The sequence below is a fragment of the Actinoplanes sp. NPDC020271 genome, from assembly GCF_044388125.1.
GTDB lineage: Bacteria > Actinomycetota > Actinomycetes > Mycobacteriales > Micromonosporaceae > Actinoplanes.
In genome coordinates this window covers 122994-138086 of the sequence record NZ_JBIRWQ010000010.1, presented here as the reverse complement: position 1 = coordinate 138086, position 15093 = coordinate 122994, and the positions used below count along the sequence as shown (strand labels likewise).

Sequence of the window (15093 nt, the reverse complement as noted above, 5' to 3'; positions counted from 1 at the left end):
ATGCCCGCCTTCGATGTGATCGTCGCCGGACTCGGGGGCATGGGCAGTGCCGCCGCGCATCACCTGGCCGCGCGGGGTCTGCGGGTGCTGGGCCTGGAGAAGTACGGGCCGGGTCACGACCGAGGCGCCAGCCACGGCGGCTCGCGGATCACCCGTCAGTCGTACTTCGAGGGCCCCGAGTACGTGCCGTTGCTGCTGCGCGCCTACGAGCTGTACGACCGCCTCGCCGCCGACTCCGAGCGCGACGTGATCACCCTGACCGGCGGCATCATGGCCGGGCTCCCGGGCAGTCGCACGGTCGCCGGGGCCCGCGCCAGCGCCGAGCAGTGGGGCCTGGAACACGAGGTGCTGGACGCGACCGACCTGCGTAAACGATTCCCGACGACCAACCCGCGGCCGGACGAGATCGCGCTCTACGAGGCCAGGGCCGGTTTCGTCCGTCCCGAGCGGACCGTGCTCGCGCAGCTCGAACTGGCCGACCGGCGCGGCGCCGACCTGCGGTTCCACGAGCCGATGCGGGCCTGGGAGCCGGCCGGCGACGGCGTCCGGGTGGTCACCGGGAGCAGTGTCTACTCGGCCGGGCAGCTGATCGTCACGCCCGGCCCGTGGGCGCCGGAGCTGCTCGCCGACCTGGGCGTGCCGTTCTCGATCGAGCGGCAGGTGCAGCACTGGTTCCAGCCGCGCGGCGGCGTGGACGCGTGGCTGCCGGAACGCCACCCGATCTACATCTGGGAGGACGTGTCCGGGACCCAGGTCTACGGATTCCCGGCGATCGACGGGCCGGACGGCGGCGCCAAGATCGCGTTCTTCCGCAAGGGCACCCCGACCACACCGGACACCCTCGACACCGGCGTGCACGCGGGCGAGGTCGCGGAGATGGCCGCGGCCGCCGCCCGGGTGCTGCCCGACCTGCCCGGCGAGCACCTGCGCGGGGAGCCGTGCATGTACAGCACCACCCCGGACGAGCACTTCGTGATCAGCCGGCACCCGGCGCACGACGCGGTCACGGTGGGCTGCGGGTTCTCCGGGCACGGGTTCAAGTTCGTACCGGTGGTGGGGGAGATCCTCGCCGACCTGGCGACGACCGGCTCGACCCGGCACGACATCGGCCTCTTCGACCCCCGGAGGTTCACCCCATGACGTCGTCGCTGCTCCCGACCCTGCCCGGCCGCTACTACACCGACCCGGCGATCTTCGCGGCCGAGCAGGAGCTGATCCTCGAACGGATGTGGTTCTGCGCGGTCCACGGCTCCGACGTCGCCGAGCCCGGCCGGTTCCGCACGGTCACCGTCGGGCGCGAGAGTGTGCTGGTCACGCGACACCGGGACGGGACGGCGCGGGCGTTCCTGAACGTGTGCCGGCATCGCGGCGCGCAGTTGTGCGCGGAGGAGACCGGCACGGTGAAGCGCACCTTCCGATGCGTTTACCACGCTTGGGCGTACGACCTGGACGGCACGCTCGTCGCCGCGCCCAACCTGGTGCGGATGCCGGACGTGGACCGCGTCGAGCACGGCCTGCGCCGGGTCCACGTCCGGGAGTGGCTGGGCTACGTCTGGGTGTGTCTCGCCGACGAGCCGCCGTCGTTCGAGGACGACGTGATGGGCGCTTGTGCCGAGCGGCTCGGCAGCCTCGAAAAGCTCGAAAACTATCACCTATCCGCTTTGCGGACGGCGAAGCGCATCCGGTACGACGTCCGGGCCAACTGGAAACTGATCGTCGAGAACTTCATGGAGTGCTACCACTGCTCGACGATCCACCCCGAGCTGGTGCACGTCCTCCCGGAGTTCGCCGGCGGTTACGCCGCGCAGTACTACGTCGGTCACGGCGCCGAGTTCGGCCCGGACGTCGCCGGTTTCACCGTGGACGGAAGCGCCGGTCAGGCGACGATCGAGACGCTCGCCCCGGAGCAGGACCGCCGGTACTACGCGATCACGATCCGCCCGCAGGTCTTCGTGAACCTGGTGCCCGACCACACGATCCTGCACCGGATGTTTCCGCTGGCCGCGGACCGTACGGTCGTCGAGTGCGACTGGTTGTTCCGCCCGGACGTGGTCGCGGGAGGCGCCGACCTGGACCCGTCGGTCGAACTTTTCGATAGGGTGAATCGTCAGGATTTCGCCGCATGTGAGCGGTGCCAGCCGGGAATGTCGTCGCGGGCTTACGCGGGCGGCGGGGTGCTGGTGCCGAGCGAGCACCATATCGCGGGGTTCCATGGGTGGATCCGGGATCGGCTCAAAGGGAAGAAATAACCACAAACCGGTCACGCGGCTCCGCAGACTGTCCTAGCTTTGGCCAGGTCTAAGTCGGTCAAATCGACTGAAATGGAGCATGTCGTGCGTCTCTCGCGTTCCTCGAGACTGGCGCGGGGTGGCCTGCTGGCCTCCGCCGTGCTGTCCATACTCGTCTCGATCCCGTCCTCCGGCGCGACCGCCGCGCCCCGCGTCCCGCACGAGACCCACCCGATCACCGATCGTCACGGTGACGACCTGGAGCTCAACGGGACCGCCTCGATGATCACCCGGAACACCGGGAAGCGCGTCATCCAGGTCACCACTGGCGGTTACAAGCAGATCGGGTCGGCCTGGTCCACCGACAAGGTCGACCTCGACCGGTCGTTCTCGACGTCGTTCAAGGCGTTCCTGCACCACAACCGACCGGCCGGGGACGGCATCGCGTTCCTGGCCCAGGGCCACGGGCCGCGCGCGCTGGGCGGCTGGGGCGGTGGCCTCGGGTACCGCGGCATCCGCAAGAGCGTCGCGATCGAGTTCGACACGTTCCAGAACTCGTCCGACCCGGACAGCAACCACCTGGCCGTGGTCCTGGGCGGCAACCCGGACCGGCACCACAAGGCCGTGACCGCGCCGATCCCGCTCTACGGCAAGCCGTTCCGGGCGCGGATCACCTACGACGCCGGCGCCCACCGGCTGCGCGTCTACGTCCAGGGGCTGTACCGCACCGCCAAGGAGCGGCTGATGCTCGACGAGAAGGTCGACGTCGCCCGCTGGGCCGGTGTCCGCGAAGGCTGGCTCGGATTCACCGGCGCGACCGGCGACCGGGTCTCCCACCAGGACGTCTACGACTGGACGGTCGACGCGCCGAAGGCGTGACGGCACTGCCGGCGCCGTTCCCGCGGCGCCGGCCGCCCCCTCCCCGGGTGACCGCCCGGACCCTTGCGACCCGCACCCATGCGCCCGGCCCGCCGAGGCCGCCTCCACCCTGTTCGAGGAGACTTCCATGCCCACGGTCGACCGTGTGCTCCCTGCCGGGACCGGCACCGAACAGACCACCGTCGAGCCACCGGTTCGACCCGAGCCCCCATCCGAACCCGAGCCGATCGTGAGCGTCGTCGTCCCGGCGCTCAACGAGGCCCGCAACCTGCCGCACGTCCTCGACCGGCTGCCCCAGGTCGACGAGGTGATCCTGGTCGACGGCGGCTCCACCGACGACACCGTGGCGGTCGCGCGGCGGCTGCGCCCGGACATCCGCGTCGTCACCCAGAACCGCAAGGGCAAGGGCAACGCCCTGGCCTGCGGTTTCGCCGCCTGCACGGGCGACATCATCGTGATGATCGACGCCGACGGTTCGACCGACCCGGGGGAGATCCCCAGCTTCATCGCGGCGCTGCGCTCCGGTGCCGACTTCGCCAAGGGCTCGCGGTTCCGCGCCGGCGGCGGCAGCGCCGACATCACCCGGCTGCGCCGGGCCGGCAACCGCATGCTCAGCGTCCTGGTCAACGTGCTTTTCGGTACGCGCTACAGCGACCTCTGCTACGGCTACAACGCCTTCTGGTCGTGCCACCTGGACGTCTTCGACCTGGACAGCACCACGCCCGCCCCGATCAGCGGCGACGGGCGCCTGTGGGGTGACGGGTTCGAGATCGAGACGCTGCTGAACCTGCGCGCCGCCCGGGCCCGGCTGGCCATCGAGGAGGTGTCCAGCTTCGAGCACAACCGCATCCACGGGGTCAGCAACCTGAACGCGTTCACCGACGGCATCCGGGTGCTGCGGACCATCGCCCGGGAGTGGCCGCGTGGTCTGCGGCGCGGCTCGCGGCAGGTCGCCGGGCGGTCGGCACGATGAGGATCGGCGTCGTCTGCAACGCCTTCCATCCCGACGTCGGCGGGGTGGAGACGCACGTCCGGCGCCTGTGCGACGGGCTGGTCGCGGCCGGCGACGACGTCGAGGTGCTCACCCAGCACGCCACCCGATCGACCTCGATCGTGGACGGCGTGCTGGTCCGGCGCTTCCCGCTGACCGTGCCGGCCAGCAACTACCGGGTCTCGCTGCCGCTGTGGCGCTGGGTGCGCGACCACGCCGTCGAGTACGACGTCCTGCACACGCACAGCTATCACGCGCTGGTGTCACTGGGCGCCGCGCTGGTCCGGCACCCGACCCCGCTGGTCTTCACGCCGCATTACCACGGTACCGGGCACACCCGGCTGCGTGCGGCGCTGCACCCGGTCTACCGCCCGGTCGGGCGGCGGATCATCGGCCGGGCCGGCCGGATTGTCTGCGTCACCGGCGCCGAACGTGATCTGCTGCTGCGCGACTTCCCGGAAGCGCACGGCCGGGTCACGGTGATCCCGAACGGGACCGATCCGCGCCCGGTCGTCCCCGGCCGGCGGCCCGGGGTGCGCGGCATCCTCTGCGTCGGCCGGCTCGAGCACTACAAGCGGGTCGACCGGGTGATCCGGGCGATGGCGCCGCTCGGCCCGGCGTACCGGCTGGACGTGGTCGGCGACGGGCCGGCCGCCTCCTCGCTCAAGCAGCTCGCCGGGCGCCTCGGGGTGGCCGGCCGGGTCGTCTTCCACGGGCGGCTCGACGACGCCGCGTTCGCCGGTTGCCTGGCCCGGGCGTCGGCCGCGGTCTCGGCCTCGGCGCACGAGGCGTTCGGGATGACCGTGGCCGACGCGCTCGCCGCCGGCATCCCGACGGTCGCCTCACCGATCCCGGCGCATGAGGAGCTGGCCGCGATGGCCGGCACCGCGGCGTGGGTGCGGCTGACCGACCCGGAGGACGCGACGGTGCTGGCCGGGGCGCTGCGCGACGCCGCCGCGGCCGGCCGTTCGTCCACCCCGGCGCCGCTTCCCACCTGGGACGACGTGGTCACGGCGACTCGGGAGGTGTACTCGGCGATGACCGGGATGCCGACGATCCCCGCGGAAGCGGGAGGCTTGTGAGCGCGGTCACCGCCCGGCCCACGCCGGGACTCATCGGATCACGGCACGATCCCCGGGTACGCGTGGCCGAAGCCGCCTGGTGCGCGGTCACGCTGACCGTCGCCGGGGCGGCCGGGGCGGCGGCGATCGTGATCGCGTACCGGCGGGCCGAGTTCGGTCACAGCGGTCAGTTCGGCTGGTTCTGGGCCGGGATACTGCTGTTCACGCTGCCGGCCGGGTACTGGGTGCTGCGCCGCGGCACCTCGGCGCGCCTGCGGCTGGCCGTCCTGATCGGCTACGGCGCCTTCACCTACCTGCCGAAGCTGCTGCGGCACCCGAGCGGCCCGCTCTACCACGACGAGTACGCGCACTGGGGTCAGAGCCACGAGATCCTCGTCGACGGCCGGCTGTTCGAGATGAACCCGATCGTCCGGGTCATCGGCGACTACCCCGGCCTGCACGCCTGCGTCGCGTCGCTGGCCGCGCTCACCGGGCTGAGCATCTGGCAGTCCGCGCTGTTCGTGCTGACCACCGCGCACGTGCTGCTCACACTCGGCGTCGCGGTGCTGGCCGGGCAACTGCGGCCGGACCCGCGGATCGCCGCGGCGGCCGCCGTCGGGTACAGCCTGAACAGCTCGTTCCTCTTCTTCGACACCCAGTTCGGCTACGAGTCGCTGTCCCTGCCGATCATGGTCTGGGCCTTGGTCGCGGCCCTGCGCACACTGCGCGCGACGACCGTACCGGCGCGGCTCGGCTGGTCCGCCTGCACGCTGCTGCTGGCCGCCGCGACCACCGCCACCCACCACCTCACCGCGCTCTGGCTGACCGGCATCGTCGGCCTGCTCGCGCTGGTCTGCACGATCCACTCGATCGCCGCGCGGGAACTGATCACCCCGGCCCGGGCCGCCTGGGCGCTGACCTCCGGCACGGCCCTGATCGTGGCCGGCTGGCTCGGCATCGTCGCCCCGCGCACCGGGGACTACCTCGACCCGTACCTGGGCCGGGCGTTGACCCAGTTCAGCGGGCTGGCCGGCGGCGAGGAGGGCGGCCGCGAGCTGTTCAGCAAGTCGGTGCTGCCCTGGTGGGAGCAGACCGCGGCGTACATCGCCCCGGCCGTCGCGCTGCTGGCCATGGTCGCCGCGATCGTCGTCTGGTGGCGGCATCGCTACACCGACGAGCCGGTGACCCACGCCGGGACGACGGCGATGCTGCTGGTCGGCGCGCTCTACTTCCCGGCGACGCTGCTGATCCTCACCCCGGCCGGGGCCGAGGGCGCGCGCCGCTCGTGGGCGTTCAGCTACCTGGGTCTGGCCATCGCCGCCGCGCCGGTGGCGGTGGCGTTGCTGGACCGGGTCCGGCGGCTGCAACCGAGGTTCTCGGTGGCCGGGCGGACCGCGGCCGGCGCCGGGCTGGCCGGTACCTGCGCGTTGCTGCTGGTCGGCAACAACGCGGCCGGCATGAACCCGTCCTACCGGTTCCCCGGCCCGCCGGTCTACGGCTCCGACACTCGCGCGGCCACGCCGGAGGTGCTGGCCGCCGCGCACTGGCTGCTCGACACCCAGGGACACGGGATCCGTCTCGTGGCCGACCGCTACTCGGGGCTGATCCTGGGTTCCTACGGTGAGCAGCAGCCGACGACAGGATCCGAGAGCTTTCCCGCGTACGACCTCTACCGCGCCCGCCCCGGGCAGCCGATCTCCCCGGCCCTGCTGGCCCAGCTGCGCGACTGGCACTTCGAGTTCCTCGTCGTGGACCGCCGGATGGCCGAACAGGTGCCGGACATCAACATCTACTTCGAGACGAACGAACCGCTGCGACACGACGGGGTGCCCGCGTTCGACCGGGCGCAACTGACCAAGTTCGACACGATGCCGTGGCTGATCAAGGTCTACGACGGCCCGCACCTGGCGATCTACCGGTTCGACTTCGGTCGCCTGGGCACCGGAGTCCACGAGGGAACCCGATGATGACGACGATCTTCCGGCCGCTCGTGACCGCGTACGCGAGCCTTGCCGTTCTGCTCCCCGCGGCCGGCCTGCCCTGGCCGGTGCGGCTGGCTGCCTGCCTGCTCGCCCTGCTCGCCGTCGGCGAGCTCTGGGTCCGCGCGGTCACCGGCCGTCCCGCCGAGTCCGGCATCCCGGCCGTCGGGGCGGGCCTGACCGTGCTCACCGGCCTGCTCACACTCCCGGCGGTGGCGCTGCTGCTGCACCCGCTCGGCGCGAGCGTCGGGCCGATCCCGCTGATCGCCGGGAGCGGGCTGCTGGCCACCGTGCTCGCGGTGGCCGGGCTGCTCCGGCTCTACTTCAGCCGCCGCGCCCGGTTCGGCGAGCCCGACGACGAACCGGGCGTCCCGGTGCAGCGCGTCGCCGGGCAGACGGCCGATCCCACCGGTTCCCGGCGCCGGGCCGGTGCCCGCACCGCCGCGGCGATCCTGCTGCCGATCGGGCTCTCCGCGCTGGTCGGGGTGACCGCCATCCGCACGGTCGAGGTCAGTTCGCACCCGGCTCTGCCCGGTTACCTGACGGTGGCCCTGAACGGCTGGGCGGCCGGCATCACGCACCCGGTCGCCGTCCCGGCCCGCGGCCTGGCCGTGCCGGTCCGGATCACCAACTCGGGGCTGCCGGCCCGGACCGACTGGCTGCGCCTGCGGGTCGGCGACGTGGTGGTGGCGACCCGGCGGGTGACGACGATGACCGGAAAGGTCTACGCGCTCAGCGTCCGGGTCCCGGCGCTGCCACCGGACGGATGCCTGCGACCGATCGGGATCAGCGTGGGCGGCGCCGGCACGGTCTTCTGGGCCAGGTCCGACAAGAACCCGGGGCGGGCCGCGTGCTGATCACCGCCTCGCGCCGGGTCATGAACGACTCGCTGGCCCGCAACAGTCTGCTGATCATGGCGACCACGGTCGTCACCGGCGGCCTCGGCTACGTCTACTGGATGCTCGCCGCCCGCGCGATCCCGCAGCCGCTCGTCGGCAACGCCACCGCGCTGATCTCGGCCGCCACCGCGCTCAGCATGATCGCGAACCTGGGCGCCGGGCACATGTTCATCCAGCGGCTGCCCGGCAGCGCCCCCGACCTCTGGGGCCGCATCGTCGGTGGTGGCCTGCTGGCCGGCTGCTCGGCCACCGCCGCCGCGGCCGCCGCGGGGACGGTGCTGGTCCCGATGGCGGCCGAGAACTTCGGCTTCCTGCAGCGCCCGGCCGGTGCGGCCGCGCTGGTCTGCGCGGCGACAGCGATCACGGCCACGACACTGCTCGACAACGTGTACGTGGCCCACCGGGCCGGGCACGGCATGTTCGTCCGCAATCTGGCCCTGGCCCTGGGGAAGATCGGCGCTCTCGCCGCGATGCTCAGCCTGGGGGCGCACGCGGCCGGCGCCGTGGTCCTCTCCTGGACCGTGCCGACGCTGCTGGTCAGCGTCGTGACGGTGCTGGCCGGGCTGGGCCGGCTGCGGCCCGGCGCGCGGCTGCGGCTGACCGGGCTGAGCACCGAGCTGCCGCACCTGCGAGCCGCTCTGACCGGCCACCACCTGATCAACCTGACCCAGGCCGGCCCGGCCGCGCTGCTGCCGGTGCTGGTCACCGCGCGGCTCGGACCGGGCGCCAACGCGCACTTCTACCTGGCCTGGATGACCGCGTCGATGCTGTTCATGGTCTCGCCGGCGGTCGCCTCGGCGCTCTACGCCGAGCGCACCAACGCGGCCCGGGTCGGTCTGCGCCGCGCCGCGATCGTCGTGCTGTCCATGGTCGGCGCTCCGGCCGCGCTGCTGCTGACCGAAGGTGATCAGATCTTGGCCCTGTTCAGCGCGGCCTACGCCGCCGAGGGCGGGCTGCTCCTGAAAATTCTGGTGCTGGCCGCGATCCCGGACGCGATCACCAACCTGGCCGTCGCGCACTGGCGTTCGCACGGCCAGTTCCGTCTCTGCCGCCGGCTCAACGTGGCCCGCGCCGTCACCTGCCTCGCCCTGTCCTGGTTGCTGCTGCCGGGCGCCGGGGTGACCGGCGCGGGCGTGGCGTGGCTGGCCGGGCAGGCGGTCTCGGCGGTCCTCGTCGTCGCGGTCGCCCTGAGTCTCCGGAAGGCCTCGCGCCCGTGAAGATCCTGCACCTGTCCAACCTCTACACCCCGGTCATCGGTGGCCTGGAACGCAGCATCGCGACCAGCAGCGCGGAACTGGTCCGCCGCGGCCACGACGTCACGGTGCTCACCCTGGCGATCCCGGAAACCCAAGATCAAGAGACGATTGACGGCGTACGTGTTCAGCGCGTCCGCAGCGTCGCGAACACGCTGGTGCCGGGGCTGAACGAGGACCCGCGCAAGCCGTTCCACCCGACGACACCCGACCCGCTGACCACCGCCGCCATCGCGCGGTTGCTGCGAGCCGAGCACTTCGACGTGGTGCACAGCCACGACTGGCTGATGTACAGCTACCTTCCGCTGCGACGGACCCGGTTCGGCCGCCCGCACGTGCACACCGCCCACGACTTCGGGCTCGCCTGTGTCCGCAAGACGTTCGCCCGCAACGGCCGCCCGTGCTCCGGCCCGAGCCTGATCCGCTGCGTGAGCTGCGCCTCCGTCCAGTACGGCGGCCCTCGCTCACTGGCCCTGACCGCCGGCCTGCACGCGCACCGGCACCGCGGCATCGACGCGCTCACCGCGATCTCCACCTCGGTGGCGCGGGCCTTGGACCAGGCGAAACTGCCCGGTGAACTGCCCGTCCAGGTGGTCTCCAGCCTGGTGCCGGACGGGCTGGACGCGCTGGCCCGGGACACCCCCCGGCCGGACTGGCTGCCGGACGGCGACTACCTGCTCTTCGTCGGCGCGCTCGGGCCGCACAAGGGGATCGGGGTGCTCTTCGACGCGTACCGGAAGCTGGTCGCCGGCTGGACCGCCGCGCGGCCCGCCCCGGTGCTGGTCTGCCTCGGCACCCGCCGCGACGACACCCCCGAGCCCCCACCCGGCACGATCATCCGCCACGACGTCCCGCACGCGCAGGTCATGGCGGCCTGGCACGGCGCGGCGGCCGGCGCGGTCCCGTCGCTGAACGAGGGGATGGGCCAGGTCGCGGTCGAGGCCATGCTGGGCGGCGCGCCGCTGGTCGCCTCGGCCGCGGGTGGGCTCACCGACGTCGTCGAGGACGAGGTGAGCGGCCTGCTGGTGCCGCCCGGCGACGTGGACGCCCTGCACGCCGCGCTGCTGCGGGTGCTCACCGACACCGCACTCGCCGACCGGCTGCGCACCGCCGGCCGGCGCCGCGGGCTGAACTTCACCGCGGCCCGCGTCGTCCCCCGGATCGAGGAGGTCTACCGTGCCTGCATCGCGTCGTCCTAGGGTGGTGATCGCCGGCTCGGGCTGGCACTTCCTCTCCGGGATCAGCTACTACACCTGCCGGCTCAGCAACGCGCTGCACGAGCGCTTCGACGTCAGCACGATTCTGATGCGGCGACTGCTGCCGGCCCGGCTCTACCCCGGCCGCGAGCGCGTCGGGCAGCAGCTCAGCGACCTGCGGTACGACGCCGGCGTCCCGGTCTTCGACGGCGTCGACTGGTGGGGTGTGCCGAGCCTGGCCCGGGCGGTCGCGTTCCTGCGCGCCCAGCAGCCGGACGTACTGGTGCTGCAGTGGTGGACCGGGGCGGTGCTGCACTCGTACCTGGTGCTGGCCCTCGCGGCGCGGCGCCTCGGGATCCGGGTGGTGATCGAGTTCCACGAGGTGCAGGACACCGGGGAACTGCGCCACCGGTGGGCCGCCCGGTACGTGCGGGGCGCCATCCGGCCGCTGCTCAACCGCACCTCCGGGGTGGTGGTGCACTCGGCGTTCGACCGGGACGCCCTCGCCTCCGCGTACGACCTGGGCGGGGTGCCGGCCGAGATCGCGCTGCACGGCCCGTTCGACCACCACGTCGTCCCGGCCGCGCCGGCATCGCCCGGCGACGGGGTGCGGCGGCTGTTGTACTTCGGGACGATCCGGCCGTACAAGGGTCTCGAAGACCTGATCGAGGCCTTCGAGACGCTCGGACCGGAACACCACCTGACCGTGGTGGGGGAGACCTGGGAGGGCTGGACGCTGCCCGGGCGCCTCATCGAGGAGTCACCGGCCCGCGACCGGATCACCTTCGTCAACCGGTACGTGCCCGACGCCGAGGTCAACGAGTACTTCGCGGCCGCCGACGCGGTGGTGCTGCCCTACCGGCGCAGCTCGGCGAGCGGCCCCCTGCACATCGCGATGAGCCACGGTCTGCCCGTCGTGGTGACCTCCGTCGGCGGACTGGTCGAGGCGGCCGGGCCGTACGCGGGAACGGTTTTCGTCCCTCCCGCGGACCCGGCCGCGCTCGCCGCCGGGATCACCGGTGCCGCCGGCCTGATCGGCCGGCGGCACGCGGACCCGTCGTCCTGGGATCGCACGACGGACGCCTACGCCCGCCTGTTCGAACGGATCGGCATCGGTCAGGACATCGCCACGTCGTCGAACCATACGATGCCCTTGTTCTCGCCCGACTTGAGGTGAAGCTGGACGCTGGCCGCCCCGGCCGGGGCGGTCGTGTCCACCGTCAGCTTCGTCCAGCCGGTGGTGCCGGTCGGCAGCGCCTTCGACTGCATCTGACCCAGCCACTTGTCGTTCGCGTCGAACCAGCTCAGCGCGATCGCGGTGGTGCCGGTCACGTTCTGACCCCTGGCCCACACCTCGGCGTGCCACTTCTGACCGGCCTGCACCGGCGGGACCGGGGCGGTCCGGACCGACGGCAGACCGGCGTCGCTGCGGCTGGTGTCGGTGAACCGCACCGAGCCGGTCCCGGTGTGCGCCATGCCGGTGACCCGGTCGGCGGCACCCAGCTCGGCCAGGTACGGACGCCACGGCGAGTTCGCCGCGCTCGCCTCGAAGCCCAGGTCCAGCACACTGTTGGTGAGAGCCTGACCGGCCCAGTACGCCCGTACCACGTCGGCCGCGGCCTTGGCCGAACCGTCCGCCCGGTACAGGCCGAACTTGTACTGCGCCGGGATCCTCGAGACCGCCGAGTTGCTCGGGATCGCGCCGCTGGCGAAGTCGGAGAGCGTCCACGGCGCGACCGAGCCGACCCCGGCGACCCGCGCCGCCGCGAACACCCGGGCCAGGTACGCGGCCTGATCGCCCTCGCTGCCGGAGGCGGTGCTCACCCCGGTCTCCCCGATCACGATCGGGAACGAGCCGGCCGCCGCCTGCGCCTTGCGGATCTCGGCGAGCGCCCGCTCCGAATTGCCGTAGAAGTGGAAGTCCAGGTAATCGAGCGGCGTCGCGTCGAGCACGGTGCGGATCCGCGCCAGCCCGTCCGGCCCGGTCGTCCCGGAGACCGACGCCGTCAACGGCATCGCCGGAACCGCCGACCGCAGCGCCGGGATGATCTTCTTGATCCAGGTCACGGCCCGGGAGTCGGTCGGGTCGAACTCGTTCTGCACCTCGACCGAGAGGACACGGGGATCATTCGCGTACGGCGTGAGCACCGCCTTCGCCCACGCCGCGCTGCCCGCCGTGTCGGTGTAGCCGGCCCACCAGTCGAACAGCGTCAGCTTCACGGTCAGGCCCTCGCCGTCCGCGATGCTGACGAACTTGCTCAGCTTGGCCGCGTAGTCGGCCTTCGGCGCCGGATAGCCGAACGCGGTCGGGAAGACGATCACCCGCACGTTGTCGGCGCCCAGCGCCTTCGCCTTGGTCAGATCGGCCTCGATCTTGAGGGGATCGAAGTTCGTCCACATCGCCGACCAGCCGGCGTTCGACGGGTAGTAGTTGATGGTCTTGGCGGCCTTCACCGCGGCCAGCCGGCCGTCGAGCGTCGCCGCGACCGCCTTCGTCGTGGTGGTGGCCGGCTTGGCGGTGGACTTCTCGACCGCCGGCTTCTTGACCGGTGCGGCCGTGACCGCCGGCTTCTTGACCGGTGCGGGCTTGGTCGCGGCCGAGACCGCCCCGGCCGGCGCGAGAACCGAAAAAAGGAGTGAAGAGGCAACGATGGCGGCACGTCGACCGACAGAAGACATTGGGAAGCCCCTCACGGCGTCAGCTTTCTGGTGACCCCTCCCATCGGCGCGACGACACGGTGACCTCAGGCAACCGTCGATGCAATGCGGTTGCCTCTCGGTGCGAAACGGGAGCGGGTGATCGATCTCCCGCTCCCCGGCCGATGGTCAGCCGTCGCTGTGCGCAACCTGTGCCTGCGGGTAATGCCGCGGCGTGTAGACGATGGTCTCGCCGTTGCCCCTGGTCACGGCCCTGGTCTGGGACGAGCCGACGATCAGCAGGCAACGCATGTCGACCGTCGCCGGATCCAGCTCGCCCAGCGTGGTGACCCGCACCGACTCCGCCGGACCGCCGACATCCCGCCCGACGATCACCGGGGTGGTCGCCGCCCGGTGCTCCAGCAGCACCTGCCGCGCCCGGACCAGCTGCTCCTTCCGGGTCTGCGAGGCCGGGTTGTAGATCGCCACGACCAGATCCGCGGCGGCGGCGCCGGCCAGGCGGGTCTCGATGATCGACCACGGCTTCAACCGGTCGGAGAGCGACATGATGCAGAAGTCGTGACCCAGCGGCGCGCCCGCCCGGCTCGCCACCGCCTGGGCCGCGGTCAGGCCCGGGACGATCCGGACCGGGACGTCCTTCCACTGCGGATCCTCGGCGACCTCCAGCACCGCGGCGGCCATCGCGAACACGCCCGGGTCACCGGAGGAGACCACCACCACCCGGTGCCCGCGCTTCGCGAGGTCCAGCGCGAACGCGGCCCGCTCGGCCTCGACCTTGTTGTCCGAGGCGTGCCGCACCTGGCGCGGGTCGACCGGCACCCGGTCCACGTAGGTCTTGTAGCCGACCAGATCATCGGCCTCGGTCAGCGCCTCCCGCGCCTCCGGGGTCAGCCAGCCGGCCGCACCCGGCCCCAGCCCGACCACGGTCACCGCGCCGATCCGTTCCCCGGCAGCTTCGCCGGTGTGGTCCTGCGCTGTCACCCCGGCTTGCCCCGCTTCGCCGGTGCGGTCCTGCGCTGTCACCCCGGCTTGCCCCGCTTCGCCGGTGCGGTCCTGCACTGTCACCCCGGCTTGCCCCGCTTCGCCGGTGCGGTCCTGCGCTGTCACCCGGGCTGCGCGCCTCGCTCCGGTCGCCTCGCCGGCGCGTTGCTCTGCGGCCGGCTCGGGAGTGTGCCCGTTCCCGGCCGGCTCCTCGACGAAAGCGGTCGCGGCCGGGCTCGGCAGCAGGGCCAGCGAGAAATACGGCACCGTCTCCGGGTCGATCTCGGACAACCGGCCGACCCGCTCGGCCACCATCGTGGCCCGCTCCACGTAGAACGCGTCGCCCAGCCGCCCCGACGCCTCCAACGCGTCCCGCACCCCGCCGAACGTCCGGCCCAGCTTCATCACCGCGGCCGAATCGGTGCCCGCCAGCCGGCGTGCCAACTCGTCCGGCGGCAGCGTGCCGGGCAGCACGGTGAGCACCTCGTCGCGCTCCATCAGCGGGCGGCCCAGCACCGCGGAGGCCGCGCTCACACTGGTCACACCCGGGACCACGGTCGTCTCGTAACGGTGCGCGAGCCGCTTGTGCATGTGCATGTAGGACCCGTAGAAGAACGGGTCACCCTCGGCCAGCACCACCACGTCACGTCCCGCGTCCAGGTGCGCGGCGAGCCGGGCCGCGGCCTGCTCGTAGAACTCGTCGATCGCGCCCTGGTAGCCGCCCGGGTGATCGGTGGTCCCGGTGGTCACCGGGTAGATCAGGGCCTCCTCGATCTGCCCCTCCCGCAGGTAGCCGGCGGCGATCGCCCGGGCGTTGCTGCGCCCGTGCCGCGCCGCGTGGTACGCCACCACGTCGGCGCCCTCGATCAGCCGCGCTGCCTTCACCGTGACCAGCTCCGGGTCGCCGGGCCCGAGCCCGACCCCGTAGAGCCGGCCGGCCACCACGTCGTTCGTCATCGTCCTAGATC

12 protein-coding genes are annotated in these 15093 nt (G+C 72.4%); 10 read left to right on the top strand and 2 right to left on the bottom strand.

Annotated elements, in window-relative coordinates; translation table 11 throughout:
• The 10 genes from solA to ACH442_RS23025 all read left to right on the top strand — a co-directional run bounded on the left by solA (position 1) and on the right by ACH442_RS23025 (position 11663).
• On the top strand, positions 1 to 1140 hold the full coding sequence (solA, locus tag ACH442_RS23070) for an N-methyl-L-tryptophan oxidase (RefSeq protein WP_396340149.1): 1140 nt from the start codon (positions 1 to 3) through the stop codon (positions 1138 to 1140).
• Complete coding sequence (locus tag ACH442_RS23065) at positions 1137 to 2249, top strand: aromatic ring-hydroxylating dioxygenase subunit alpha (protein ID WP_396340148.1); 1113 nt, start codon at positions 1137 to 1139, stop codon at positions 2247 to 2249. Before solA ends, ACH442_RS23065 begins: the two co-directional genes overlap by 4 nt.
• 84 nt (positions 2250 to 2333) lie before the next feature.
• Positions 2334 to 3107 (top strand): L-type lectin-domain containing protein, encoded by a 774-nt coding sequence (locus ACH442_RS23060; protein ID WP_396340147.1) that lies wholly within the window; start codon positions 2334 to 2336, stop codon positions 3105 to 3107.
• 127 nt (positions 3108 to 3234) lie between these two features.
• Complete coding sequence (locus tag ACH442_RS23055) at positions 3235 to 4080, top strand: glycosyltransferase family 2 protein (protein ID WP_396340146.1); 846 nt, start codon at positions 3235 to 3237, stop codon at positions 4078 to 4080.
• The gene (locus ACH442_RS23050) at positions 4077 to 5180 is read left to right on the top strand and encodes a glycosyltransferase family 4 protein (RefSeq protein ID WP_396340145.1); all 1104 of its coding nucleotides are present in this window, start codon (positions 4077 to 4079) and stop codon (positions 5178 to 5180) included. The genes ACH442_RS23055 and ACH442_RS23050 overlap by 4 nt, the downstream gene beginning before the upstream one ends.
• Positions 5181 to 5242: 62 nt before the next feature.
• Positions 5243 to 7126, top strand: coding sequence for a hypothetical protein (locus ACH442_RS23045; RefSeq protein ID WP_396340144.1), 1884 nt, complete (start codon positions 5243 to 5245; stop codon positions 7124 to 7126).
• A complete protein-coding gene (locus ACH442_RS23040; protein WP_396340143.1) occupies positions 7123 to 7995 on the top strand; it encodes a hypothetical protein in 873 nt (290 codons plus the stop codon). Before ACH442_RS23045 ends, ACH442_RS23040 begins: the two co-directional genes overlap by 4 nt.
• Positions 7989 to 9254, top strand: a complete 1266-nt coding sequence (locus ACH442_RS23035; RefSeq protein ID WP_396340142.1) for a lipopolysaccharide biosynthesis protein — start codon at positions 7989 to 7991, stop codon at positions 9252 to 9254. Before ACH442_RS23040 ends, ACH442_RS23035 begins: the two co-directional genes overlap by 7 nt.
• Positions 9251 to 10489 carry a glycosyltransferase family 4 protein gene (locus tag ACH442_RS23030; protein ID WP_396340141.1) on the top strand — a complete coding sequence of 413 codons (1239 nt, stop codon included), beginning with the start codon at positions 9251 to 9253 and terminating at the stop codon, positions 10487 to 10489. The genes ACH442_RS23035 and ACH442_RS23030 overlap by 4 nt, the downstream gene beginning before the upstream one ends.
• A 4-nt stretch (positions 10490 to 10493) precedes the next feature.
• Positions 10494 to 11663 (top strand): glycosyltransferase, encoded by a 1170-nt coding sequence (locus ACH442_RS23025; protein WP_396340140.1) that lies wholly within the window; start codon positions 10494 to 10496, stop codon positions 11661 to 11663.
• On the opposite strand, the gene ACH442_RS23020 is transcribed toward ACH442_RS23025, so the two are convergent.
• Both ACH442_RS23020 and ACH442_RS23015 read right to left on the bottom strand, forming a co-directional pair.
• A complete protein-coding gene (locus ACH442_RS23020) occupies positions 11603 to 13165 on the bottom strand; it encodes a cellulase family glycosylhydrolase (protein ID WP_396340139.1) in 1563 nt (520 codons plus the stop codon). The genes ACH442_RS23025 and ACH442_RS23020 overlap by 61 nt on opposite strands.
• Positions 13166 to 13312: 147 nt before the next feature.
• The gene (locus tag ACH442_RS23015; protein ID WP_396340138.1) at positions 13313 to 15082 is read right to left on the bottom strand and encodes a precorrin-2 C(20)-methyltransferase; all 1770 of its coding nucleotides are present in this window, start codon (positions 15080 to 15082) and stop codon (positions 13313 to 13315) included.
• Between the last annotated feature and the right edge of the window lie 11 nt (positions 15083 to 15093).

What these genes read in the sequence shown, in the direction of transcription:
- ACH442_RS23015 (WP_396340138.1), bottom strand. Translation starts at nt 15,082, where the DNA reads ATGACGAACGACGTGGTGGCCGGCCGGCTCTACGGGGTCGGGCTCGGG.
- ACH442_RS23050 (WP_396340145.1), top strand. Translation starts at nt 4,077, where the DNA reads ATGAGGATCGGCGTCGTCTGCAACGCCTTCCATCCCGACGTCGGCGGG.
- solA (WP_396340149.1), top strand. Translation starts at nt 1, where the DNA reads ATGCCCGCCTTCGATGTGATCGTCGCCGGACTCGGGGGCATGGGCAGT.
- ACH442_RS23055 (WP_396340146.1), top strand. Translation starts at nt 3,235, where the DNA reads ATGCCCACGGTCGACCGTGTGCTCCCTGCCGGGACCGGCACCGAACAG.
- ACH442_RS23040 (WP_396340143.1), top strand. Translation starts at nt 7,123, where the DNA reads ATGATGACGACGATCTTCCGGCCGCTCGTGACCGCGTACGCGAGCCTT.
- ACH442_RS23020 (WP_396340139.1), bottom strand. Translation starts at nt 13,165, where the DNA reads ATGTCTTCTGTCGGTCGACGTGCCGCCATCGTTGCCTCTTCACTCCTT.
- ACH442_RS23065 (WP_396340148.1), top strand. Translation starts at nt 1,137, where the DNA reads ATGACGTCGTCGCTGCTCCCGACCCTGCCCGGCCGCTACTACACCGAC.